Origin of the sequence: Parabacteroides caecihominis (assembly GCF_023656785.1) — a bacterium.
Taxonomy (GTDB): domain Bacteria; phylum Bacteroidota; class Bacteroidia; order Bacteroidales; family Tannerellaceae; genus Parabacteroides; species Parabacteroides segnis.
The window spans coordinates 173,185-198,121 of the sequence record NZ_JAMOKS010000009.1; the positions used below are offsets into that span (position 1 = coordinate 173,185).

Annotated in this window: 16 protein-coding genes, 3 tRNA genes and 1 riboswitch; of the genes, 6 read left to right on the forward strand and 13 right to left on the reverse strand. The window is 45.5% G+C overall.

Annotation, left to right across the window (positions count from 1 at the left end; genetic code table 11):
- Positions 1-8 precede the first annotated feature (8 nt).
- The 3 genes from NBH14_RS09735 to thiD are packed head-to-tail and all read right to left on the reverse strand — an operon-like array spanning position 9 to position 2,155.
- Complete coding sequence (locus tag NBH14_RS09735) at positions 9-713, reverse strand: thiamine phosphate synthase (protein ID WP_186959313.1); 705 nt, start codon at positions 711-713, stop codon at positions 9-11.
- Entirely contained in the window at positions 704-1,300 is a 597-nt protein-coding gene (locus NBH14_RS09740) for a thiamine phosphate synthase (protein ID WP_186959312.1), read from the reverse strand. Before NBH14_RS09740 ends, NBH14_RS09735 begins: the two co-directional genes overlap by 10 nt.
- Before the next feature lie 9 nt (positions 1,301-1,309).
- On the reverse strand, positions 1,310-2,155 hold the full coding sequence (gene thiD, locus NBH14_RS09745) for a bifunctional hydroxymethylpyrimidine kinase/phosphomethylpyrimidine kinase (protein WP_186959311.1): 846 nt from the start codon (positions 2,153-2,155) through the stop codon (positions 1,310-1,312).
- Positions 2,156-2,175: 20 nt separating this feature from the next.
- A riboswitch (TPP riboswitch) is annotated at positions 2,176-2,273 on the reverse strand.
- Between the two features lie 169 nt (positions 2,274-2,442).
- Between thiD and NBH14_RS09750 the strand changes: the two genes are divergently transcribed.
- Positions 2,443-2,991 (forward strand): AAA family ATPase, encoded by a 549-nt coding sequence (locus NBH14_RS09750; protein WP_128133337.1) that lies wholly within the window; start codon positions 2,443-2,445, stop codon positions 2,989-2,991.
- Between the two features lie 125 nt (positions 2,992-3,116).
- The gene (locus NBH14_RS09755; RefSeq protein ID WP_186959310.1) at positions 3,117-5,669 is read left to right on the forward strand and encodes a DUF5686 family protein; all 2,553 of its coding nucleotides are present in this window, start codon (positions 3,117-3,119) and stop codon (positions 5,667-5,669) included.
- Between the two features lie 254 nt (positions 5,670-5,923).
- On the opposite strand, the gene NBH14_RS09760 is transcribed toward NBH14_RS09755, so the two are convergent.
- Both NBH14_RS09760 and NBH14_RS09765 read right to left on the reverse strand, forming a co-directional pair.
- Positions 5,924-7,159: a BamA/TamA family outer membrane protein gene (locus NBH14_RS09760; RefSeq protein WP_186959309.1), complete on the reverse strand. Its 1,236-nt coding sequence runs from the start codon at positions 7,157-7,159 to the stop codon at positions 5,924-5,926.
- A gap of 82 nt (positions 7,160-7,241) precedes the next feature.
- Positions 7,242-8,900 (reverse strand): PAS domain-containing sensor histidine kinase, encoded by a 1,659-nt coding sequence (locus NBH14_RS09765; RefSeq protein ID WP_186959308.1) that lies wholly within the window; start codon positions 8,898-8,900, stop codon positions 7,242-7,244.
- A gap of 199 nt (positions 8,901-9,099) precedes the next feature.
- On the opposite strand from NBH14_RS09765, the gene NBH14_RS09770 reads away from it, so the two are divergent.
- The 4 genes from NBH14_RS09770 to NBH14_RS09785 all read left to right on the forward strand — a co-directional run bounded on the left by NBH14_RS09770 (position 9,100) and on the right by NBH14_RS09785 (position 11,783).
- Positions 9,100-11,412, forward strand: coding sequence for a patatin-like phospholipase family protein (locus tag NBH14_RS09770; RefSeq protein WP_007656726.1), 2,313 nt, complete (start codon positions 9,100-9,102; stop codon positions 11,410-11,412).
- 76 nt (positions 11,413-11,488) lie between these two features.
- A tRNA-Arg gene (locus tag NBH14_RS09775) sits at positions 11,489-11,565 on the forward strand.
- A gap of 33 nt (positions 11,566-11,598) precedes the next feature.
- Positions 11,599-11,675: transfer RNA gene (locus NBH14_RS09780), tRNA-Arg, on the forward strand.
- A gap of 34 nt (positions 11,676-11,709) precedes the next feature.
- A tRNA-Arg gene (locus NBH14_RS09785) sits at positions 11,710-11,783 on the forward strand.
- Positions 11,784-11,846: 63 nt separating this feature from the next.
- Here NBH14_RS09785 and NBH14_RS09790 read toward each other — a convergent pair.
- The 8 genes from NBH14_RS09790 to NBH14_RS09825 all read right to left on the reverse strand — a co-directional run bounded on the left by NBH14_RS09790 (position 11,847) and on the right by NBH14_RS09825 (position 24,931).
- Positions 11,847-13,133 carry an ATP-binding protein gene (locus tag NBH14_RS09790; RefSeq protein WP_186959307.1) on the reverse strand — a complete coding sequence of 429 codons (1,287 nt, stop codon included), beginning with the start codon at positions 13,131-13,133 and terminating at the stop codon, positions 11,847-11,849.
- A gap of 9 nt (positions 13,134-13,142) precedes the next feature.
- Positions 13,143-13,742 (reverse strand): eCIS core domain-containing protein, encoded by a 600-nt coding sequence (locus tag NBH14_RS09795; protein ID WP_186959306.1) that lies wholly within the window; start codon positions 13,740-13,742, stop codon positions 13,143-13,145.
- Positions 13,743-13,770: 28 nt separating this feature from the next.
- Positions 13,771-17,931, reverse strand: coding sequence for a contractile injection system tape measure protein (locus NBH14_RS09800; protein ID WP_186959305.1), 4,161 nt, complete (start codon positions 17,929-17,931; stop codon positions 13,771-13,773).
- Positions 17,918-20,161 carry a hypothetical protein gene (locus NBH14_RS09805; RefSeq protein ID WP_186959304.1) on the reverse strand — a complete coding sequence of 748 codons (2,244 nt, stop codon included), beginning with the start codon at positions 20,159-20,161 and terminating at the stop codon, positions 17,918-17,920. Before NBH14_RS09805 ends, NBH14_RS09800 begins: the two co-directional genes overlap by 14 nt.
- Before the next feature lie 30 nt (positions 20,162-20,191).
- Positions 20,192-20,878 (reverse strand): hypothetical protein, encoded by a 687-nt coding sequence (locus NBH14_RS09810; RefSeq protein ID WP_186959303.1) that lies wholly within the window; start codon positions 20,876-20,878, stop codon positions 20,192-20,194.
- Positions 20,879-20,883: 5 nt separating this feature from the next.
- Entirely contained in the window at positions 20,884-24,069 is a 3,186-nt protein-coding gene (locus NBH14_RS09815) for a baseplate J/gp47 family protein (RefSeq protein ID WP_222622094.1), read from the reverse strand.
- Positions 24,070-24,202: 133 nt separating this feature from the next.
- On the reverse strand, positions 24,203-24,622 hold the full coding sequence (locus NBH14_RS09820) for a gp25 family contractile injection system sheath assembly initiator (RefSeq protein ID WP_186959302.1): 420 nt from the start codon (positions 24,620-24,622) through the stop codon (positions 24,203-24,205).
- Positions 24,623-24,628: 6 nt separating this feature from the next.
- A complete protein-coding gene (locus NBH14_RS09825; protein WP_186959301.1) occupies positions 24,629-24,931 on the reverse strand; it encodes a PAAR domain-containing contractile injection system baseplate protein in 303 nt (100 codons plus the stop codon).
- Between the last annotated feature and the right edge of the window lie 6 nt (positions 24,932-24,937).

Consider the following 24,937-nt stretch of genomic DNA (forward strand, 5'->3'; position numbering starts at 1 on the left):
CAGTATGTTTAATATTTATTTATCTCATTAATAAAACGACGGGTCTCTTCTACGGGGTCTTCTGCATGGATGATGGCTCCCGATACGGCTATTCCGGTAATTCCGGTCTCCATTAACGGGGCGACGTCTTCCAGGCAGATTCCTCCGATTGCAAATATCGGAATTTTATAGCCAGCCTCCTTACATTGCTGCACTATTTTTCTGTATCCTTCCAGACCGAGAACGGGACTGAGTTTCTTTTTCGTTTCCGTATAACGGAATGGCCCAAGGCCGATATAGGAAGCTCCTTGTCCGACAGCACGCTCGATATCCTCAAAGGTATTGGCAGTGGCACCGATATAGAAGGCTTCGTCCGGAAATAACTGCTCTTTTGCCATTTCCCATGCGGCGGAGACTGATATATCTTCTTTCCCCAGGTGAACAGCATTCGCCCCGCATCTCAAAGCAATCCGTGCATTATCGTTTATACAATAGATACATTTGTTTGTATGCTCATTGATTAGTTGCCCGATTTCCCTGGCTGCAAAGATATTCATGTTTCCTTTCATCCGTAGCTGTACCCATGAACAACCGCCGTCAAGAACCATTTTGACTTCTTCCCGTTCCGTGTATTTAGAAGTGCCGTGGGTTATAAACATCAGGCGTTCACCACTGCCTAGTGGAATAAATTGTCCTTTATCTTCGTGCTTGCGCAAATGATATTCTATTGCCATATATTCAGTTGTTTGTATCGTTTTATTATAGATGTTTCGTTTGTTACAGAAGGGTCCTTGCCCCATAAAGCTCCCAGAATGGCAGCTCCACCGAAATGTAAGGAAGCAATCAGCGGAATGTTCTTTTCTTCTATTCCGCCCAGGGCAATTACCTTTTCGTTGATTATGCCCGAAGCTGCCGCCTCCCGTAATGTCTCCATCGGAAAGCCGTTTCCGTATCCTTCTTTGGATATACTTTGAAAGATGGGGCTCAGAAATACATAATCCAACTGTTTGTTATCCTGCACTTCCTGCAAGGAATGGCACGAACGGCTTATGCTTCCGGCAAAACCTTCCGGCAGGGTATTATTCCGGCTGTTCAAATGGATGCCGGCCAACCGGTATCCGGCTGTGAGTTCAAAATGTTCGTGCAATACAATCCGTGAATGATATTCGACAGGGATAGCGTCCAGTAAGAGACGAAACCTGTCGATGTCACTCTGGGGTTTGCGCAGATGCAAGCGCTGCATTCCCTCCCTGAACAAATGGGTTATTATCCGGCTTTCCCCTTCAAAAAAGAAAGGAGTTGTGATTACGAACAGTTTCATACGATCCTTTTATCTCTTTATCTCTGTTTTTACTAAAGGAACCGGAGCGAAGAAATGGTTCAGGGGACCATGCCCGTGTCCTGTCCGTACATCTTTCCCTTCTGTAATTGCTTTTGTTATATATTCTTTAGCCAGTCTGACGGCATCAGGCAGGCTTTTACCTAAAGCCTGGTAAGCGGCAATAGCGGAAGACAACGTACAGCCGGTGCCGTGGCCGTTGAGCGTAATTACTGTTTCTGCCGAAAGTCGGAGAGGGGACGCCTCCGATACATATAATATATCAGTCATCTCTTTTCCTTTTAAATGTCCTCCCTTCATTAATACGGCATGGCAGCCTAAAGACAGCAACTTCTCTGCCGCCAGGCACATCTCTTTTTCGGAAGTTATCTTCATTCCGGACAGAAATTCAGCTTCGTCGATGTTGGGTGTGACCAACGATGTCCGTTTGAACAGTTCGCGGACAATGATGTCTATGGCATCATCCTGCAATAATTTGTTACCGCTGGTCGAAATCATCACCGGGTCCAGGATAATACGCGACGGTGAATAAGTATCGATTGCATTTACGACGATTTCTGCCGCTGTTTTATTATGCAGCATTCCGATTTTGACTGCATCGATGGTAATATCTTGAAAGACCGCATCCAACTGGCCTTTCAAGACTTCCGGAGAGACGGCTTGTATGCCTCTGACACCTTGTGTGTTTTGGGCGGTAATGGAGGTGATTACAGAAGCTCCGTAAACTCCCAATGCCGAGAATGTTTTAATATCTGCCTGTATCCCGGCTCCTCCGCCGCTGTCGGAACCGGCAATGGTTAACGCAGTCGGATAACGATAAAATGTATCTGTTTTCATATTCACATACCAAAGGAGGGAAAAGCCTTGTCTGTCTTTCCTACGGCGGCATTACCCGCATCAGGTTCACAGGGTATAATCTCAGCCCGTTTACAGTATGGCACCCCTTTTCGTGCACAAAGGTAGAAATATTGACAAGAGAAAACAAAAGTGAATTGTTAAATTTAAGAGTGAATTGATAGGTTTAAAGAAATAATCCAGTATATTTGCATGTACAATTCCGGTTATAACAGCTTTTCATCCGGGTTGTATTTCCTTTTGCCATAATAGTCATAAATAAACAAATCATGTTGACAAAAACAGGCTTGTATGTTATTACTGGTGGACCTGGAACGGGTAAAACATCATTAATTGAAGAACTTAAAACTGTTGGATATCAAACAGTAAAAGAAGTAGCACGGGATATTATCAAAGAACAACAGCTACAGGGCGGGAACGCATTACCCTGGAAAGATACCGGTTTATATACCAGTATGATGCTGGAACGTTCCGTTGAATCATATCTGGCTCATAAAGAAAATGAAGGCATATTATTTTTTGACAGAGGAATCCCTGATACACTGGCATATGCCAGGTTGATTGGGTTAACCGACCGGAAGGAAATAGAACTGGCCGTCGATAAATACAGGTATAGCAGGCAGGTATTCATACTTCCTCCCTGGGAAAATATATACCATACAGATAAAGAACGTAAACAATCATTTAATGAAGCGATAGATACATATAATGTAATGAAAGATGTCTATAAAGATGCAGGATATACGTTGATTGAAGTCCCGAAACTTCCCGTTACGGAAAGAAGGAATTTTGTTATTAGTAGTATAAATTCATTTTAAAACATCTATTTTGGGTCTTTTAAATGTGATTTGTTGTCAATTGGAATATAATCGGTTCAATTTGGAACATTCATAAAAAAGAATCTGTTATAATTTTGCGGAGTTTAACGAGGGAGTTAATAATAATGGGGAAAAAGATTGTTTTTATTCTGGCATTTGTTTTGGTTGCATTTGCATCAAAAGCCCAGAACACTATAATAAGCGGAATAGTAACGGACTCTATCACGGGAGAAACGTTACCATATGTTTCAGTCATACTGAAGGGTACAACTATCGGAACGACAACCGATGATGACGGTAATTTTTCATTGACCACGTCATCTAATGCACGGACTCTGTCTGTCTCATATCTGGGATATGCCGAAAAAGAATTGAAAGTGGCTATAGGTAAGAAGAATTATTTTAAAATTCCTCTGGCCCCTTCCAGTATTGATTTGGGTGAAGTCATTGTAAAGCCGAAGAAAGAGAAGTACAGCAAGAAGGAAAATCCGGCCGTGACTTTTGTTAAAAATGTGATTGACTCCCGGGAGAGTAATGATCCTCGCAATCATGACTATTTCAGTTATAGTCAATATGAAAAGATGATTTTTGCGATGAATGATTACCAGCCGAAGCCTAAGAAAGAGAATGGAAAAGGCGGGAAATTCGACTTCCTGATCGATTATATCGATACGCTGGATATCGGAAAGACTATTCTACCCGTTTCTGAAAAGGAAAAGGTGGAAGGCATCTTTTACCGTAAAGATCCTAAAGTTGAGAAAAGGGTTGTGCTGGGAGCAAAGGCTGCCGGTGTAGATGAGATATTTTCTCGTGATGGTATGCAACAATTCCTGGGGGAAGTATTCCGGGAAGTCGATATCTTTAAGAATGATATTCCACTGTTCCTGCAACGTTTTGTGAGTCCGCTGTCCACAATAGGACCTAATTTCTATAAATATTATTTGCTCGACACATTGGAGGTGAACGGACAGCAGTGTGTAGACTTGGGGTTTGTGCCCTTCGTATCGGAAGGATTTGGTTTTACCGGACATCTGTTCGTTACACTCGATTCTACCTTCTTCGTACAGAAAGCTATTTTAAATGTACCGAAGAATATCAACCTGAACTTTGTCAGCGGAATGACGATCGAACAGACATTCAAAAGGACAGAAGATGGTACACGTATTATTACTAAAGATGATATATCCGTAGACTTTAAACTAACGGAAAAATCCAAGGGTATGTATGCCCGAAGATTGAACATATACAGCGATCATTCCTTCCTTCCTCCTGAAAATCAGGAGATATTCAAAGAGAGTGCCCCTGTGATAACTTTACAGAACGCTTATAAGCAACCTGAAGATTTCTGGGATTTGAACCGTCCGGAAGAAGCCGGAACACGAAAACAGAACACGGTTGAAAAGCTGATGGCCAAACTACGTGCCGTCCCCGTTTTCTATGTTACGGAGAAAATTATTACGATCCTTACTTCCGGCTATATAGGGACTAGCACGGACCCGGTAAAGAATAAGTTTGAGTTCGGACCGGCTAATACCTTTATCAGTGGTAATGCAATAGAAGGTGCCCGTTTCCGTGTTGGGGGAACAACTACTACAGCTTTCAGTAAACATCTTTTCCTGGAAGGTTATGCTGCCTACGGAACCACTGACAGAAAGCTGAAATATGACGGGTTAATTGAATACTCTTTTAATGACAAGAAAGAATACCGTAAAGAATTTCCGGTTAATTCTATCCGGTTGCAATACACTTACGATATCAATCAGTTGGGACAGCAGTATATGTACACCAATAAGGATAACCTTTTCCTTGTCTGGAAGCGACAGAGAGATACCCGTGCTACTTATCTGAGGAATGCCGAACTGGCTTATTACCGGGAACATTATAACGGAATCGCTTATGGTGCGACTCTTCGTAACAAAAAAGAGATTGCAACGGATTATGCGGTTTTTGACAGGATCGAAGCAGATGGGCATATTACACCGGTCAAGTCTTATTCGATGACGGAAATGGAATTCAAATTCCGTTATGCTCCGAACGAGAAATTCTATCAGACCCGTAATTATCGTTATCCGATCTCCTTTGATGCTCCGATAATTACATTGAACCATATCACAGCCCGGAAAGGTGTGTTAGGGGCCGATTATACATATAACCGTACCGATTTGGGTATTCAGAAACGTTTCTGGTTCTCAGCCTTCGGATATGTCGATATTATCGGTAAAGCAGGTAAGGTGTGGGACAAAGTTCCTTATCCGTTATTGATATTGCCGAACGCGAACTTATCCTATACAATCCAGCCTGAATCATACACCAATATGAATGCGATGGAGTTCATCAGCGACGAGTATGCATCCTGGGACATTACTTATTTTATGAACGGGCTTCTTTTGAACCGTCTTCCCCTGATAAAGAAACTGAAATGGAGAGAGGTTCTTTCATTCCGTGGAATGTATGGTCATCTGACCGATAAGAATAATCCTTATTATGGCGGCAAAGATTTGTATTTGTTCCCAGAAGGTTCTTATACATTGGGTAATACGCCTTATATGGAAGCCGGAGTAGGTATTGAGAATATCTTTAAGTTCCTTCGTCTCGATTATGTCTGGCGTTTGACTTACCGCGATAATCCGGGTATTCAGACAAAAGGTGTACGCTTCTCGATGAAGCTGTCGTTCTAACGAACACACTTGCGAACCGAAATAAAAAACATCCGTCGTCATTTACTCTAACTAATGACGGCGGATGTTTTTTTATGCAGTTCCCTCAGAATTTCCTAAGCAGGAAACGCAGGTTTCCTAGTAAAGGAACTACAGTTTCCCAGGCAGGAAATTACAGTTCCCTAGGGAGGAAACTGGAGTTCCCAAATGAGGGAATTACGAGGAAACTGTAATCGATTGACAAATAGCTTACTAAGGTCAAAATGAAGATTCGGTTAAAATGCCTCTGTCATGTTCATATAAACCTGAACTCCATCCAGTCCCGGCTCTTTACCGATGTCGAGTCTGAAGTTCTTGCCCGGCTGCATTTGCACACGTAATCCGGCACCGAAATTCAACTTCCATTTATCCCAGTCGAACGGAGTGTTACCGATTGTTCCGGTCCCCATCCAGGCAACAAAACCGCATTTAGCCCAGAAGTTTCCGCTTTTGTATTTTGCCGGCGAACCGAACATATGGCGGTATTCCAGTATGCCATAGGCCATGGATTTATCCCGGTATTTACCCCAGTAATATCCGCGCAGGTCGAAGGGCGAACCGAAAGAGGGTAATTCGGAGTAGGGGACATCTCCCATGCCTATCTGGCTTTTAGCGATCCATGCCAGGGTACTTCTCGGGCGGAATACATTCACAAAATGCCGGTATTCAAGTTCCAGTATTTCGTAGTTATAGGCACCTCCGAGATATTTTCCGAATGCTTTCATATTCCCGCTTAACAAGACTCCTTTTGTGGGGGTGGCGACATCGTCTCTTGTGTCGTATTGAATCAAACCTCCGATTCCCACGTTCAGATATTTCCGTTTGAACTGATTGAAATAGTAGTCTTGCTCTATCACCGGATTTATATCCGATGCATTTGTAAAGTTTATATCGAACAGTCCTCCCAGGTAAAAATGCGGACGGATTTCCCAGACAAAACGGGGATATATCTGGAAATAACTTCTATGGTAACGGGTTGTCGAGTCGCTTCTGTCTACATGTTCTATGGTTTCATAGCCTTTGCCGTAATAATGGGCCGGTTCGTTCCTGTATCCGTAGCTGGCATAAATACGGAACTTATTCTGGTTAAAGAAGAAAGTTCCGGCTCCCGCCACCACGATCGTACCGTTTATTGAGAGGTTGATTCCTGCCGGAAGGAAAGAACGTTGCGAAATCGTGTCGTTTTTGTTCATCCTGAAACTGGCCAGTACGGCACCTCCGACACCTAGCGAGGCTTCCGGAGTATAGGACGGACCACCCAGGACAGACCACCAGATTTTTTTATGGGCCCTGATGGAATCTTTACGTAACTGACGGTAATAACGTTGCAATTGCTTTTCGTTAAGCTGTTGCCCATCAACAATAACAACCTCTTTTGAGACAGTGTCGTTCGGCGTTAAGTTCTGTGCCTTTCCCGGCAAAACAGAGACAAACAGGAATACTCCTGTGAAAGCGATTAAATGTTTAAACATTGACTGTTCTTTATTTTAGGTTGCAAAAGTATGAAAAAGAAAACATACCAACACCTTTTTTGTTCACAGCCTTTGGAATACTTTAGGTTTCTTCAGATTCTTTCATTGGAATGCTTAACCAGAACAGAGAACCTTTGCCTTCTTCTGATTCCACTCCGACGCTTCCTCCGAACTTTTCGGCAATCATGGCGCAGATAGGAAGCCCTAGACCTGTTCCCTGGGCGAATGTATTCAGTTTGACAAAGCGGTCGAAAATCTTATCTTTCTTATCCTGAGGTATACCTATTCCAGTATCTTTTACATAGAAACGAATGGCTTTACCTAATTCTTCGATCGTATACCCAAAAGAAACAGATCCTTCAGGAGTAAACTTCAGGGCATTTGTCAGGAAGTTGTTCATGACTTGCATCAGCCGGTTACGATCTGTGTAAATCAGGCATTGAGGCAATTTTTCGTCAAATGAAATGCTGACAGCTTCGGATTTGTTCTTTAAAATCATCTGGCTGCAAATTTCTTCCATTAATTCATTAATATCAATCCGAGAATAGGTAAAATCCAGGGAGCCGGATTCGATCTTCGCCATATCGATGATATCGTTGATCAATTGAAGCAAGAGTTCGTTGTTTGTCGATATGATATGAATAAACTCTTGTTTCTCTACAGGATCATCCGTCTCTGCCAGTAAGTTGGAAAAGCCGACGATTGCATTGAGGGGAGTCCGGATTTCATGGCTCATATTTGCCAGGAAAGCCGATTTCAAACGGTTGGCTTCATCTGCTCTTTTCACCTCATACATCAAATGTTCTATCCTTTTTTTATCGGATATATCTTCGACCTTCATTAGTCCGCCAACAATGTTGGTATCTGTATGGTCAAAAAGAGGGATGGCACTGATCTCTACCGTTGTGTCTCCTTCGGTAAATTCGTGGCGGACCGATTCTCCTTTTGTTATAGCTTCACTGAGAGCGCAACGGGGACAAGGTTCCGTTCTTCCCCGGACTGTTTCGTAGCAGACCTTTCCCGGAGTATAATGCCGGCCTTTGGCTATTTTATGCAAGTTTGTGGTAGATTCCCATTGAACCCGGTATTCTTTATCTATATAGATGAGTCCGAAATTAATGCTGCTGAGCACCATGTTCTGGGTTTTGGCTGCATTTTCCAGTTTTTCTTTTGCCTCGATAAGTTCCCTTTCATATTCTTTCATCTGGGTAATATCCCAACGGGATACCAGGAGCAGGTGATTCTGACCGTGAGTCAGGATAGACTTATTTACAATCGTATTGTGAAAAATACCGTCCGGGGTTACATAATCTTCTTCAGCCCTGTAGTTCTTTCCTTCTTTGACCAGTTGTTCATCTATTTTCCGGTATCGCATTCCCCGTTCAGGACCAAAAATATCAAAATCAGAAAGTCCTACTATCTCTTCCCGGGGAGTACCGGATTGTAACTCTGCTTCTTTATTCCAGAATATATATTTATAGTCATCGTCGATATTTTTTACGAAAAGGGGAAAAGGCAGATTCTCTAAGATATCGAGGCTGAACAGCGCTTCTTTTTCTTTGTTGTTCTCCTGCATATCGTCCAATAGATCTTTATACTGTTTCTTTTCACAAACAAGTTTCCTGTTTTTGATTGCCAGTAAAACAACCAGGAGAGAGAGAACCAATATGAGTATCAGGTATCCTGCTGTTCCCGTGGGCAGCATTAATACTACTGAATTCATCAATACAAGTATGTTCATAGAGTGATATTTATTTGTCTTACCCTTTCTTTTTCGGCAAATTTATCATTTATATTTTAATTAATCTCTGAATACTACTGAATTTCATAATATTTTCGCTATTGCAGCGCTAAATCTTAACACAATAAGCCTGCAACACACCTTGTAGTCTGAGAAAATAATTTTACATTTGAAGTTGTAAACTGAGAGAAAGTAAAGTATGAAGAAAGTAGCTGTTCTGGTAACCTTTTTGCTGATCGTCCTGCAAGCGGCCGATGCACAAAAGGTGGGACTGGTATTAAGTGGTGGAGGAGCTAAAGGTGCTGCGCATATCGGAGTCATTAAAGCCTTAGAGGAGAATGATATACCTATTGACTATATAACCGGTACATCTATAGGCTCCATTATAGGTAGTTTATATGCCATGGGGTATTCTCCTGATGAAATGCTGGAATTAATGTTATCAGAAGAATTTAGTTACTGGCAGACCGGTACCGTAGAAAATGAATATAAATATTATTTTAAAAGACCGGACCCGACTCCTGAGTTCGGTCATTTCTCTATTGATATGACTGATTCATTACAGATCAAGGCCAACTTTTTACCGCAAAGCCTTATCAATCCGATCCAGATGAATCAGGCGTTTATGGCATTGTTCTCGCAGGCTACTGCTAAAGCCGGATGGAATTTTGACAATTTATTTGTCCCGTTCCGTTGTGTCGGTTCTGACATCTATAATAAAAAGGCTATCATATTCAAGAACGGAGATCTGGGAGATGCTGTCCGTGCTTCCATGACATTCCCTTTCTTTTTCCAGCCGATCTGGAAAGACAGCATTCCTCTGTTTGATGGCGGTATTTACGATAATTTTCCTGTCGGACCGATGAAAGAGGCTTTTCATCCTGATTTTATTTTCGGATCGACTGTTGCCGGAGGAAATAACAAACCTTCCAATAATGCTTATAATCAATTGGAAACGATGATTATGCAGAAAACGGATTATGATGTTCCGGAAGAAGATGGCATGATGGTAAAATTCAGTTTCCCGACTGTTTCATTACTGGACTTTCAAAAAGCAAAGGAATTGATGGATATCGGTTATAAACGTACGATGAGTATGATCGACTCGATCAAGCAAAGAGTGCCCCGCAGGGTTCCACTTACGGAAGTTAATATGCGTAGGGTTGCTTATAAGGAAAGTTTGCCGCCGCTGATCTTTCAGAATATATATGTAACCGGCGTTTCCGAATCGCAGCGTAAGTATATCGAGGCACAACTGCATCGTGATATGAATCATGAATTTTCGATGGAAGAATTTAAGCGGGCTTATTTCAAGATGCTCACTTCTTCGAAGATACGGGAAATTATGCCCCATGCCGTTTACAATCGCAGGGAGAAAAAGTTTGACCTCTATCTGGACGTAAAGATGAAAGAAGAAATAACGGTCGGTTTTGGCGGTAATATTTCATCGCATCAGGCGAATCAATTGTTTTTGGGATTGGGTTATCAGTATTTAGGCCGTTTTGCTGCCGATGTTAATTCAAACTTTCAGGTAGGTAATTCTTTCAGTGGAGTTATGCTAAACGGACGAATCTATTTGCAGACCAGGATTCCGACCTATCTTAACTGGCAGGGGGTATATTCCGATAAAAGATATCAGGAAAGTCAGTCGCTGTTTTACGAAGATGTGTTACCGGCCTTCATCAAACAAAAAGAATTGTATATGAAGCTAAAGCTGGGATTCCCGTTCCTGAACAGGGCAAAATCAGAAATCGGTTTTGCATACGGGCAATTGAATGATTACTATTTTCAGAGTAATAATATGTTGTTTCCTAATTCTAAATTCGATCATAGCTGGTACAATCTGTTCAGTGGTTCGCTGAGTATAGAACGGAATTCACTGGATGCTAAACAATACCCTATAGCCGGGCGGAAACAGTTCCTGATTGCTCAATATGTCACAGGTACTGAGAATTATGATCCGTCTCCAACATCTCAAAGTCAATCAATCAGAAAAAAGGTTTACAGCTGGTTACAGTTGAAAGGGGAGTGGCAGCACTATGAAACATTAAGTAACCGTTTCAATCTGGGATTCCAGGGAGAATTGGTCATATCCAGCAAAAACCTGATGAATAACTATACGGCATCGGTATTGCAAGCTCCGGCTTTTACGCCCACGCCGCATAGCCAGATTGTTTTCAATGAGGCTTTCCGGGCCAATCAGTATTTTGCAGCAGGTATTTCGCCAATCTATAAGTTTAGCAAATTACTTCATTTCCGTCTGGACTTGTATGGCTTTGCCCCTTTATATGAAATAAAGAAAGAAACTAATGCGGACAATCCTTATATGGCAGTTCCTTATTATGGCAAGTTTCTTCATTCATTTAAGTACATGGGGGAGGCTGCCCTGGTGTTACAGTTACCTTTTGCCTCTATCAGCCTGTATGCCAACGGGTATAGTTATCCGGCAAAGAATTTCAACTTCGGACTGAATATCGGTTACTTGATCTTCAATCCAAAAATGTTAGATTAAATTGAAAAAAAGATGTACTAAAGTCTTGCAAGTTTAAAAGAAAACACTACCTTTGCACTCGCAATCACGAAACAATGGCCGCGTAGCTCAACTGAATAGAGTAGCTGACTACGGATCAGCCGGTTACAGGTTTGAATCCTGTCGCGGTCACCATTCGAGATTACAGTTTAAACAGAAATAAAGATTGGCCGCGTAGCTCAACTGAATAGAGTAGCTGACTACGGATCAGCCGGTTACAGGTTTGAATCCTGTCGCGGTCACCATCCGAATTAAAGTTTAAACAGAAATATAAAGATTGGCCGCGTAGCTCAACTGAATAGAGTAGCTGACTACGGATCAGCCGGTTACAGGTTTGAATCCTGTCGCGGTCACGTAAAAATAAAAAGCGTTGAGATACTATCATCTCGACGCTTTTTATTTTACCTATCTTCTTATCATTTCAGTTTTTCCTTTTGCAGTGCATTTTTTAATATAAGTTTATCCAGAGATTGATTTTTCTGATTTACTGTTGCTAATGCACACCGTCTGACTACGTTGGCTATAGAACCTCCCGAAAGTTCTGTTCTGGCAGCCATGGTAATCAAGTCTTCGTCTACATTCTCCGGCCAACCTTTCAGCATCTTTCGCCATATTTCAGCTCGTAGTTCTTCAGTCGGCATTGGAAAGTAAATCACTGATTGGAAACGGCGGGAAAATGCTTCGTCGATGTTCGAACGTAAGTTTGTTGCCAGAATGACCATGCCAGGGAAGTCTTCTATACGCTGTAAAAGATAAGCCACTTCCTGATTGGCATGACGGTCATTGGAGGTGTTGGTGGAAGTACGTTTGCCAAACAGGGCGTCTGCTTCATCAAAGAAGAGAATCCAGTTCCTGTTTTCAGCGAGATCGAACACTTTAGCCAGGTTCTTTTCCGTTTCCCCGATATATTTGGAAACGATCATGGATAGGTCTATCCGGTATACATCCATATTATTCTTCTTACCCAGCAATGTCGCTGCAAGTGTTTTCCCTGTACCCGGAGGACCGTAAAACAGCGAACGATATCCGGCTTTCAGGATACGCGACAACCCCCAGTCTTCCATGATGGTCTTGCCGGAAGAAATCCATGTATTGATCTCTTCCAGTTCAGTCGTCACCTGGTAGTCCAGCACCATGTCTTCCCAGTTCAGTTCCGTGGTGATACGTTTGGCAGGGAAGCCGGTGGTATAATCGGGTTTATATTCCACATCGAGTTGTACGCGGCTCAGAAATTCCTCAGATACACGGAGTTGGCTGCTGAGCAGCGGCTCTCCTTCGCCTGCACCTTCCAACCGCAGGATATTTTTTCCGTAGAACCAGTGGCTTTTTGAGAACATATGGATGACCTCCTTGCGTTTCTCCACGTCCTCCCCGGCAAGGATGAACGAAGCGGTTTCACCCGTAGGAAGGAATCCTCCGTGTGACAAACCTTTCCAACCGCCGAACTCGGTGTACTGGCGGTCAAAGTTCTTGTTCTGCACAAAGAAGATGTCCAGTATTTGCGGACAGATATGGGGCATCAAGGCAAGCATGATAACGATTCGTTCTTCAAAATTGGTGTCCGTTTGTCCCGTCACCGCCTCCATCCAGCCGTTTCGGGGCGGATACACATCCTTTAGCTGCTTGTACTCGGACTCCTGATGGAAGTAAAGCTGGATGGCGACAGTTAATACTTGGTTGAACCATTCGATATACTCACGCATAATTCTTCATTAAAGACTGTTTGCTTTTGCGCCCATCACGTCGGCTTCGTGTTCCAGTGCGATATTGTCATTCACCGGCATTCCGCCTACTTCGGTGGTAGGTTCCACACGACCGGCCATCTGCTGGGCCACGTGCCATGCCTCATGGGGCAAGTGTTGTTCTTGTCCCGGAGCTACATGGATGTCTGTACCTTGTGTATAGGCGAGCGCCTGTACTGTAGCCGGCTTGTCCGAATTATAATGTACCTTTACATCATCCATCGTGAGGCCGGAAAGTTCTTCCACGCCAACTTTCAAGTGGTCGGGCATGCCGGTTTCATTCTTTTTCTGAACGGGAGCTTCAAACCGGCCTTGCAGGGCGGTTTCGTCTTCATCTACTTCGCGCTGGACTGGCTGTTCAAATTTACCTTGAAGCATGTCTTCTTCATCCTCTTCCCGCTGGAGAGCTTGATTGAACTTGCCTTGCAGGGTATCTTCTTCGTCTTCTCCCATCTGTTGCAAGACCGGGTTCATCGGACGGTTATCCACGAATTGCAATGTGCCGCCACCATCCAGCTTCTGCTGGATGGTGCGGGCCGTCTTTTCTTGATATACTTTTTCAGTTGCCATTTTATATATTTTATGGTCCGTCAATTTATTAGAATTTTTGTTTCTCGTGCCATATGACCTGCACATACTTTTTCAGCCACGGAAGACGTATCTGCCTGAAACTCCATGGAACGGATTCAAGCAGAATGTCATGCGTCTTTTCTACCATCGTTAGCAGCCACCGTTCCTCCTGCTGTTCCAATGTACCGCTGCGAGCGATGAAGCTCTGGCGGAAGCCCCTTACCGATGTGCCGTCCATACTTGGCCAGTTAGCCTTTATGCCTGCCACCATGGAGTCGACGGTCTGCTTTTCTTCACTGGTAAGAGGCAGCTGTTTCGGGATCGGTATATGTTGGAGCAATCCGACAAGAAGCCGGTTGAAGGCCAGTTCTGTTTCTCGGTATTCCCGTTCTTCCCCGTAGACGATATATTGCAGTAGGAATACGGCGCGGATTTTCAAAGCCGTATTCTTGAGTGATTTCCGTTCATCATCCAGATAGCCGAGCATGGCGAACAGTCGGCTGAGCCAGGGGGCGAGCAGGCAAAGGCCGGCATTTTCCACCAGAAGGAACTCCGGAGCTTCTGTCGCTTCGTCCGTTCCGACTCTCCCGTCCATTGACAGTTGCAACGTCTCACATAGTTGCAGCAATAATTTCTCCTTCACGACTTCCTTCTTTTCCGGCAGTAACTGCACCCATGAACGGACCGTTTCTTCGGGACTTCCATATATCCATTCATCCGTACGGCTCTTTATGATATAGGTAGCCAATGTCTGCCGCAATTCGCTCTTCTGAAATGTATTCCTTTTTGACAAATGTTCCAGAATCTGCCGGAAAAGCTCTGCGCCGGAAAGAGAAAGGCTTGCCACCAGACGCAGCCAGTCTTCGATATCCAGCCATGCTATCCATTTGTCCGGCGGCAACATATTTTGCGATACCGTTTTTTGTATATATTTCAGCAATACTTCCGGTTGGAAACGCATGTAATTGCGCAGCCATCTTTTTCGGGTATCTTCCGGCAGGTCGTTGTCCGCGATCTTCTCCAAAGGTAACGAGATATTGGATTTACCGAACAGACGGGAAAAGAAAAACGCTTCTATTTCATCTGGTGTCTGCCTTTTCCAGTCCGTTTCTTTAACCCATGACAGCAACGCCCGGATAAATCCGGTGACAGATATCCTGTCGGAAGGACCATCAAGAAACCAGGAAGTCAATCGTCGGAACACAGCGGCTTGTTCGAATCCGGCTGTAGCGGACAAACAGACTGTCCATCTCTTTGCCATTATCCGGTCCGAAACGAGAACAATCCGCTCTATTTCAGACAGGTTGGCATCCTTCTCTAACCAAGTCAGCAACTTTTCCGGTTGTTGGTCTATCAAGAAGTTGACAGATTGCTGGAATGTCGCATCACTGTTGCTTGCATTCGACAATATTTTGTTTATATCGTCTGAAGCCATGTTGTTTTCACTACTACTCATATATGAAATAATTTTATTGGTAAATGATATCCATAATATATTATTGTGATAGTCTGTTTTGCCGGTTTGTATGAAATAAAAGAAGGAAAGGAATTTCCCTGCAATCTCATTAGCTGTCAGTGTCCTGCCTGATGTATCGCGGTCCTGCAAGTAAAGCAGCAGAGTTTTCGAGAGTGCAAGCGGCAGGGAAAGACTGCTTCCGACAATCCGTGACAATTTCTCCTCCTGATGTTGCAGCTGCTCCATCAACTGCGATAATACGGAGGTCTGGTAGAAATCCGTCTTCGCCATGCCCTGTAGCATAAGCGGGGCAGGTACATATCCGGCGATTGCCGTTATGTATTGACTCTCATGCGGCAAATCGCGGAGCAGGTATATCCACTTCGCCGGTTGTTCCGTTATGGTGTGTCGTAACAAACCGGATTTATTCTCATAGGGTATGGAAGTGTCATCCAGCCATTCAATAAAGCCATCCGCTGTATTCCAACGACTTTTAAACAGCATTTGAACGGCATTTGAATCGTTTTCCGCTTGTCGTAGCCATTCCTTGTAATCGGTTTTCATAAGCCGGATTTGCCGGGATTCATTATCCACCAGCAGATGCAGGATTTCTTCTGTGGCAGGAGAGTCCGTATGTCCCATCTCTCGCCAAAGAGCAAGAATGACCTCCGATATTTCTTTCCTGCCAACAAGGTCTGCGAATAAAGAACGGATATATTCCACTACCGGTTTTTTATGTGTATCTTGTAACCGTATCGTTTCGACCAACCATACAAGCAGGCGAGCTTTCAAAGGTTTTGTACCTCCTTTCCAATAAGAAGACAAAGCACGTTCGTGTGCCACCAATCCATCGAAGAGGGACAATAACAGGGCGGTATTTTCGATTCCTACCAGCCGGACGGTGGACTGTCGAAGTACTTCTTCCCATATCGGTTGGCTTATCAGGCGGCAGAGGGAGTTCGATAATCCACATGTATGGAGCTGTCGTACCGCTTCAGCGTAATCCTTTGACGATTGTTCCAGAAAACAGACAAGTAATTTGCGTTTTATATCATCTGTAACGACAGACACTGATAATATTTCTTGTAGTCTCTGAATACTCCATCTTCCGCTCTGTTCGAGACCTAATCCTTCTTTTATTACCTTCAAAGGCTGGGAGGCGGATAATCGGGTAACGATTGCTTCATCCTCCTTGCCTGTCAATTCCTGATAAAACAGATTCAACAATTGGTCGAATCTGTTTGGTAGCCGGTAGTATCCTTTCCGAATCCACATCAGTACCGATTGTCGGAGCAGAAGCTCCAACTGAGTTTCGGTTATGCCTTTTAACCAATCACTTTCTTCTGAAAATTGTTGCCGCAGGTAATTCCTCATCACTTCTACCGCTTGCAGGGTGTTAAAAGAAAGAGCGGCAAGCATACAGTTCATTGTATCAACCTCAATCAGAGCAGCTACAATAGCTATTCCTGTCATATTTGGGGTTATTCCCAATCGGAGCCATTGGATGAGTATCTCCGGTTGTTCTTTGACGATTGTGCGGATGAACATTCGTTTATCCGCATCGCTACATTTAGCATCTTGTAGCACATCCATAATGTCTGTCGGATCTTTCAAACCGGATGATGCTTTATCTTCAACGGACAAAGTGTTTTCCTTTGTTACGGCTGGTTGGTGTAGCAGGGACAACTGCAAGAAGATGCGGTACAGTTCCTGACTGAAATACCCGTCATGCGTAGGCGAACCATCCGCACGGTAGGGTTGGAGATAGTAGATGGTATTCAGTACATCGATATAATAAGTCGGACCAAACACTTCCAGAAGGAAGCTAACGGTCAACTCCGCCTTCGAAAGGTAGAAAGAGTAGTTACGTTTCCGTATAAATGTCAGCAGCCGATGGTGCAGGTGGTTAGTAAACTCCGCCTTGCCACCGAACATAGCAATGCCGTTATAGGGATAATAGCGTATCAGCCACTCATACAGATAGTGCCAATAGGGAGGCAGGTCCACCTCGGCGTGCTCCTCTGCTTCCGTCACCATGATTTGTTTGACGGATACGCTGTCGAGCAGTTCCGCCATTCCCCCCAGGGAGGCATCATCTGTCGCTTCATGGATGAAACGTACGGGAATACCTGGTTTTGCCTCCAGCAACCGGGTTAGGAAGCGATGTTTTCCATGCAGACCGGCGGAGGGTTCGGATAGTGACGCGGCATAGATGCGGAGAAGCACGTCCGCATTGTCCGCCTGCCAGAGCAGTCGGTGAAAGACGTGTTCCTTCTCTAAGCAGAGACTAGCTATCCGGATGATATACTGCTCCGGTGCGGAGTGGGACAGTAGCCAGCCTAATTCTTCCGACAAGCTGAAATCTTCATCCGCCCATTCTGCTTTCGGGTAGCCGTATTCCAGGTAGAAGAGCAGATTATCCAGCCGGGATCCTCCGTTTTCCTCCGTTTCGCTCTTCCTTTGGAGCCCCCCTGTCGGTAACGCCTTCAGCAATACCTCTTTCAGTCGCCTAGGAAATTCCCGGTAGAAATATTCTTCGGGGATGCTTCCCAGATCCAACTCCAGTTGTTCTATTTCGTACAATACCTTTTCCTTGTCGTAGGTTGAAAGGCATTCCTCCACCACCTGCTCGAAGCAACGACGGCAAAAACCATCCCAGTCCGCATACAGTTCGTGTGCGAATTTTTCGTCCGGGGCGGTGAACTCAAATGATATGTTGTCAATTCGTATCATCTAATAATTGTTTATATTCAGCTTTTTCCAATATTTCGTCTATATGGCTTTGGAGGATTTCCGCATCATCCTTGTATTGTCTCGCCAATGCTTTCTTCCATAATAAATAGCAGTCTTCAAACTCCTGCATAGAGGCAGTATCCAGCCAATAAACCGTGCCTGTCAGATGAGCCGGTAACAGGATGCGTAATAGTTCACGGCACGATTCACGGAACCGGGGAGCGTGAAAACGTGCTGTCCATCCCGGTAATACCAGTTGTAATGTGAACGGATGTTTGATGTCCGACAATACAGGTTCTATAATGTAGAGCGTTTCCGAGGCACGGTTCAACTCTAGCAGGTAACGGCGCAGGATATTGGCGAGCAGGTTCAATTGTTCTTTGTCATCTGTACGTCCCAGGTTCATCCAACTATCTTCTTCCCGGTCGTGGAATACTAGCATGTATTCGTTCTCGGCTGCCTGGACAATGCGGTAATTGTCCAAACAGATACCACCACGGAATAAACCGCTGCTGATGAAGTTATGGTTGAACACAGGCAATTCCTTTCGCAGCATGCTGTATTGTTCCAGTTTTTCTTTTTTATCTTCCGGTAAAGGCTCGGGATAGACTATCTGTACATTTTCCGTATAGGACATTTTCTCATAGATAAGTCTGGACGTCAGTTTGTCACGGAACCGTTTGTCTTTTTCGTCGGTTTTCATCAGAATGAGATTGTGTCCGGGTAAAACGTTGCCTACCGGCCGGTTTTCATTCCGGTTGATGCCCATCATACGGCAAAACCATTCCTTTACCACGATGATATTCTCTTCTCCGTCTGAATCGGTTATATTCCTTGCGCCGGCACGGTTCTTTGTGAGGCGTGCTATATTTTGCAGGAAATCCATGCGACGGTGCAGGATTTCTTCTTTGGTATCACCGTATCCACCGGATTCTTTCATCCAGTCCGGATAACTTTCCACTCCATACAGCTGGTCAAGAAAATCCAGGTAGCAGCTTTTCTGTTCGTAAATAGTCTTTGCCGGAGGTTCCGTTTCGTTCATTATCGATAACAACGAGGGAAGTGTCTTTACTTCTTCCAGTCCGTCTTTAATCACTTTGTCGTACAATTTCAAATAGGTTTCAAAAGAGGACGAACTGTCCTGATTACACGAAAACCGATAGCAGGCGGGAAAGTCTTTCGTCAGGGGATAATGGGTGAATATATCCCGGTACGTGCTTTGGGGAATTCCCCAGTCATACTTCTTTTGCTCATTTTTCATCTCCCGGATACGTCCTTTCGTATGGTAGAAGCCTTCCAATAATGTCAGGAATTTGTCCACATCCACCCGCATAACGGATCGGCCACAACGGATACATGCCGTGAGTTCTTCTTCTTTCTTCGGAATTTTGAGGCTGAACCCTTGTGTGAAATAGCTCTGCGGTTCACCATCCTTCATCAGGTAGCAGGTACTGAAGGACCGAATACCATCCACCGCACGTAGTTGTTTATAAAGCTCGTATTCAGTATTTTGTAGTTCTGGTATTTCAACACGTATGGCATCCTCCGAACCTTCCAGCCAGTTCTCGGGGGATACACCGGCCGCTTTCTGATCATCCGGCGTTAAGATACGTACTGCACCGGACAGGTAACGAAGGATGGTCCAATATACTGTAGCCAATATGAGTGTAGCGTCTTTGCCCGGTTCTATCTCAAAATCGGCATGAAATTCTAATTCTTCCGGTTGCGAGATTTCAACCCGGTCGAGATGTTCACACAGGTTCCGATGACTTTGATAGATGGTTTCTATCTGCTGCCTGATTGTTTCGGGATTACCCTCGAACGGGGAAAGGACGGCTCTGATGGTATAGCCTCCGGTTGCCGGATCAGCATCCAGCCAGATGTTTTCCAGATCAGGGATATGGGAAAAGAACAGTTTCCGGTAATCCTCCGTGGTGACAGGAGCGGTGGTATAAACCTCCACAGGCCGATAAAACCCGAACCGTTCCGGTTTAAACTCCCCGTTCTCTCCAGTCAGATAGTCTTGGTGGGGGAAACCAAGTTTATAATCGGTTTCTACTAATGCATTGGTGGCTATGTCCATCAACGTCACGCCGGGATCATGGACGTTATAATCGGTCCACACCATCCCCGACATCCGCTGTACCTCATCCAGCGTTTGCTTCCATAGTCTGGAGTAGAGACTTTCGCCTTCTCCCTGCTGCTTGATATAGGGTCCTTTTTCATCCATAAACTTCGTGTTCCTGATGTTTCGTTCGTTTTATCCTTTGTACATCTCCACAATCCGACAGTGCAGTTCCCCGGATGGAAGTCGCTTGTTGGTACGTATTTGAAGGTGGAGCTTCTTTTCTTGTAATAACCAACGCAAGCGGATATTGCCGGACCATCCCCACCAATGCTTCTCAGGTGATTCGATGCGCTGTTCCATGTAATTCAGCCAAATGGCAGTAGCACGCGTCAGCCTGCACAATCCGGCTCCTCGCTCTCGGAAAGAAGCATGGATGCTGTACACACGGCAACCGAAGCCTTCGCGCGAAATGTCCACCGGCAGGTCGTACCACTGTTTGTCGGCAGGAAAGACCAAATAATCTTCTCTTGAGGGTGTCGGTGTTTCCCCGCCTTCTATATGCAAACTACCGTACAGGGTAACGTTTTTGTTCTGTGTCAGACAGAGTACCGTTTCCTCTTTTCCGTTTTTAAAAAGCAAGTCCTTTTCTGGTGTGACACTAAACTTCCATACTACAGGTTCCCCTACAGCCGTATGAAGGTCGATGTCGAGCTTCCCGTCCTGCGGTGGATAGAAAGCCCAGCTATTTTTGGTACGGATCACCTGCCCGTCGTCCACTATATTCGGTACGGAGTCTATCAGCTCGGCAAATTGTTCCTCAGTGGGAACGTCGCCTTTCTCAAAATAGCTTTTCAGTGTCTTTCTGTTTTTCTGTTCCATATTCATTATCCTATTATGAAGTTTCCTCCGATTTCTGCTTCCTCGATACCGTCGTGAGGAGAGAGTGTTTCAATCTTTATATCCGGCAGCAGTATGCTCCAAGGCATGTTTCCTTTAAGGAGAAGGTCTTCTGTGTCATAGTCTACACGAGGCAGGCTCTTTCCGTCCACTTCCAAAAGCGACAACCGCATCACATCTTCATGGTTTGCCAGTCTGGCATGCATCTCCTTATAAGAGTAACTTTGCCGGAACGTGGGGAGATCGCCTTTCCTTTGCCATGGTGCAAGGTAGTTCCATACGATTTGGGTCAGTTGGCGGAGTGTCCTGGCTTCATCCCTCACTTTATCCCATAAGACTACTTTACAACGGACCTCCATTCGTTGGTAAGAGGGATTGACTACCTTCAGCCGTACAAAGGGCGATATGTACCTCTGGATCAGACGTTGTATCTCAGCCAGTTTCCAGGGAGAAGAAAGGAAATAGCGGTTATCTTCTATCCGGCTGAATACCACCAGGTTTACCGCTGCCGGATGTTGTCCCGGTGGATAGCTGACACATTGGGCCTTGTCTATCTCCGGGAAATGTTCCAGCACAAGTTGTTCGTAATCTTTCATTGTGACGGCACGGTGGCGGTTATGAAGGCGTGCGTTTTGATGCGCGGCAAACTGTGTTTCTGTTTCTTCCGGTGTACCACCAAAACCGGATAGAGGCTGGACAACGGAAGCTATCCGTTCATCCTCCTCTGCCATTTCCTGAATTGTTCCGGCAGGGAGTGGTGTGCCATCACCGTTTTGTGCTTTTATCAGGATGTAGTTCGTTCGGATGCTGCGTATGGCAAGACAGGCGGAAATATCGCCCGTTACAGCAGCACGGAGCCAGGTTCTACCTTGCTTGTCCACCTGGTGATCGGTTACTTTTTCCGGCAGATATATTTCAATAAAACCGCTTTGTGTCAGTCCGGCGGTTTCTTCCGCTACCACCGATTCTACGGAGAGGACTTCCCATCCCGAACCGTTCCACTGTTCCCATGCCAGTCGTGCCGACTGATCGGGTTGCGGAATATCATACGGTATCCTTTCTTCGGGCAGTACCATATCTACATACATTCTGATGGTCTGTTCTCCCTTTGCATTCAGAAAGGCAAAGTACAACAAATGGTCTGCGGGACATGCGGGCAAGAACGGCTGCGGCATGTTTCCATCCAAAGGGAATGCTTCCCGGTCCGACAATGCTGTAATATGCTCCAACCGTGTGGAAGATGTTCCGGCATCAGTCAGTGTGATTACTTCCGAAGCAATGTAGGACAACTCTACATCTGCTAGCATCGGGACGGCAGGTTCTTTAGGCAGAGGTTTGCGGTTTTTCTCTTTGCAGCGGCTGTTATCTATCATGACGGAAGTGAACCTATTGCGGTAAGCATCCGTACCAAAGCCTATAGAGGGTGCTTGCAGGGTAACCCGGAAGAAGCCGTCACGCTCACGGCTATATTCATAAGCGGCTTGTGCATCCTGTGAAAAGTCAAACAGGATATTCGCCTGGGCAAGTGAATGTTTTTCCTCGCTATCGGAGACGAACAGATGCTGTTTGTTTCCTGTGCAGGAATGCCACGAGGCGCCTTTCTGGTATTCGGTTGCCACAACAAACGAACTTGCATTCACACCATATTCCTGATATAATTCGTTGAATTCCGTCTCCGTTTCGGCTATCTTTTTCCAGCGACCTTTCAAGCGGACTTCCTGCAAAGGTTTCAGTCCCAGTTCTTCATGGCCGAATAAGAACCATGCACCACAATCTCCTTGTATGCCGAAGGGTGAAAACGGCTGTTCGGTATCCACTTCGCCCAGTTCGTTACAGAAAGTGAAGTTGCGGATGCAGGTTACCTTCGTCCGTATCTCCACAGCTTCAACATAGATTTCTTTCAGCCACCGGTATGGGCAGTTGGTATTACTCGTCAGGATACGGAGAGCGGGATATTCCGTGATCGTTCCGTGTATTTCTTCAGTACAGGAAGCGGATGCTATGCCCTTACTACCTATCGTGAAGGTGAAGCAAAGGGAGTGGCCGTCGATACTGCAAGTGCCAGACTGCTGTGTCCATCCCTCTGCTGTGGATAGTTGCAGAAAGAAGCTGTTTTCGACAAGCATATTCGGTACAGGACTGTCAGCTGTCAGGCGGAAACGGATGTTGACCTTTCGTTTGCCTTCACTCAGCACCAACATAGGGGAGGTTATCTGCCAGCCAATACGTAGTTCTTCACCATGAGCGAACAGCGACTGAGGAGTCGTTATATCCTGGAGCGGAACGGATTGTTTGTACAATCCGAAAGCCTCTTTTCCGGAAGCATATACGGCATTTACCTCCGCACATTGCATCGGACTGATGTAGGCTTCTTTCTCCGTACGGTAAATCAAGTCTTCTCCGGCGGTGTTTTGTCCGGCAGGGAACGACATGCCTTGGGGGAGGGTGAAGGCTTCGGCTGTCGGAGTGATGACAACGTAGGTACGGTCTTGCTTGATGGTTTTCGGCACGGCATGTAGGATGTCGCGGCGATAGATGCCGGGCAGGTCGGCAAGTCGGCCGTTGAAGGTATTGGCAACGTTACCGTAGTTTTTGAGATAGGCTATCAACAAGGACAATGCTGGTTCCGTGTCCCCGCTTTCTTCCGTCTGGTTCAGGTAACGGTCGGCATTCGACTGGAGGTCGGTCAGGGTACGGAGCATCCGGTAGTAGCTGCGCTTGTCTGCTTCGCTTCCGTTGGGCAACGACTGTTCCAGGCGATCTTTCAACTGTCGGGCTATCTCGACGGCGGGGTTGTTGCTGCTGTCAGTCTGCCAGGTGGTGCTCAGGTAGTTTTCCAACCGTGCCACCCATCCTTTGTTGTCTTTTTGCAGCTTTTCGACATAGTAGCTCTGCTTTGCAGTGCCCTGTACATCAGCAAAGGTGTCCCCATAGCCTGACAGTTTCTTGCGTCGGATGTCAGCCATCACGGTCAGTACGTTGTTCTCCAGCAAGGGCAGGAGGGTTCTTTCCCGTCCGTCCGCGTCGCGATAGTGGATGCCTTGGCTCGCCCGTATCAGTCGATACAGGAGCATGCGCCAATCGACAGTCAATGCCGGGAAGTCATCCAACCTCGCCAGATCGGCTTCGTAGCCGGTGCGGAGCGTGCCGCTATGTTCATTGTCCGTTGTCATATATATCGATCCTATTGAAAGATAGCCGTCCCGCTATCGGGGCAGCTATCTTTAGCATGTAGATTCACTCAATTTCCGGTTGCTTTTTGTTAAACATCTTTTTCCAGAATGGCATAACTCTGCATTTTTATGGTTACACATTTGTTCCTTCGTTAATGTAGAACGGATAAACCATGTTGTTGCGGTTGTTGGTACGGATAACGGTGTAAGTCAACTGTATCAGTAGCAATCCCTCGGCAGCATGTTCCTCAAACGACACATCTTCCAGCGTGATGCGTGGCTCGAAGAGGATGATGGCACGGGTGATGTCGTTGCGCATCTTTGTAATGGTTTCCGTGGTCATCGGCTCGAAGGCATACCGGCGAAGCGGACAGCCGTAGTCGTAACGGTTTACACGTTCACCGGGCGATGTGCTGAACAATACGCACAGACTTTCCTCGATGTCCTGTTCGTAAGCGGACATCTTTACGCCACTGTCCGTCAGTTCGGGTGGAAAACTCCAGCCGCGACCAAGGAAAGCGTCGGCATTCAACAGGTTTTTCAGTTCGTCCATATTCTTTTATCCTCCTATTATTACCGTGGGGCATCCTATCACTATCGAGCCTCCGTGTGCCGTGGTGTCTCCCATACGTGCGGCGGGTTTGCCACCTATCATTACCGTGGACGAGCCTTTCACAATCGTGTCCGGCGGACCGACGCAGACACACATATCACCTACTGTTGCGGCGGGCATCTTCCCTATCAATACATTGGGCACACACGGACCTGTAACAGGGCCGCCCACATGTGGTATCGGCGAGGGAAACGCCGGGGTCTGCATGGGGCAGGTGTGCATATCAGTTATTCTTGCTGCCGGTGGCATATCATT

Bases quoted from the DNA above. Each gene is read 5' to 3' on its own strand.
- NBH14_RS09735 (WP_186959313.1), bottom strand. From the start codon at position 713: ATGGCAATAGAATATCATTTGCGCAAGCACGAAGATAAAGGACAATTT.
- NBH14_RS09740 (WP_186959312.1), bottom strand. From the start codon at position 1,300: ATGAAACTGTTCGTAATCACAACTCCTTTCTTTTTTGAAGGGGAAAGC.
- thiD (WP_186959311.1), bottom strand. From the start codon at position 2,155: ATGAAAACAGATACATTTTATCGTTATCCGACTGCGTTAACCATTGCC.
- NBH14_RS09750 (WP_128133337.1), top strand. From the start codon at position 2,443: ATGTTGACAAAAACAGGCTTGTATGTTATTACTGGTGGACCTGGAACG.
- NBH14_RS09755 (WP_186959310.1), top strand. From the start codon at position 3,117: ATGGGGAAAAAGATTGTTTTTATTCTGGCATTTGTTTTGGTTGCATTT.
- NBH14_RS09760 (WP_186959309.1), bottom strand. From the start codon at position 7,159: ATGTTTAAACATTTAATCGCTTTCACAGGAGTATTCCTGTTTGTCTCT.
- NBH14_RS09765 (WP_186959308.1), bottom strand. From the start codon at position 8,900: ATGAACATACTTGTATTGATGAATTCAGTAGTATTAATGCTGCCCACG.
- NBH14_RS09770 (WP_007656726.1), top strand. From the start codon at position 9,100: ATGAAGAAAGTAGCTGTTCTGGTAACCTTTTTGCTGATCGTCCTGCAA.
- NBH14_RS09790 (WP_186959307.1), bottom strand. From the start codon at position 13,133: ATGCGTGAGTATATCGAATGGTTCAACCAAGTATTAACTGTCGCCATC.
- NBH14_RS09795 (WP_186959306.1), bottom strand. From the start codon at position 13,742: ATGGCAACTGAAAAAGTATATCAAGAAAAGACGGCCCGCACCATCCAG.
- NBH14_RS09800 (WP_186959305.1), bottom strand. From the start codon at position 17,931: ATGATACGAATTGACAACATATCATTTGAGTTCACCGCCCCGGACGAA.
- NBH14_RS09805 (WP_186959304.1), bottom strand. From the start codon at position 20,161: ATGGATGAAAAAGGACCCTATATCAAGCAGCAGGGAGAAGGCGAAAGT.
- NBH14_RS09810 (WP_186959303.1), bottom strand. From the start codon at position 20,878: ATGGAACAGAAAAACAGAAAGACACTGAAAAGCTATTTTGAGAAAGGC.
- NBH14_RS09815 (WP_222622094.1), bottom strand. From the start codon at position 24,069: ATGACAACGGACAATGAACATAGCGGCACGCTCCGCACCGGCTACGAA.
- NBH14_RS09820 (WP_186959302.1), bottom strand. From the start codon at position 24,622: ATGGACGAACTGAAAAACCTGTTGAATGCCGACGCTTTCCTTGGTCGC.
- NBH14_RS09825 (WP_186959301.1), bottom strand. From the start codon at position 24,931: ATGCCACCGGCAGCAAGAATAACTGATATGCACACCTGCCCCATGCAG.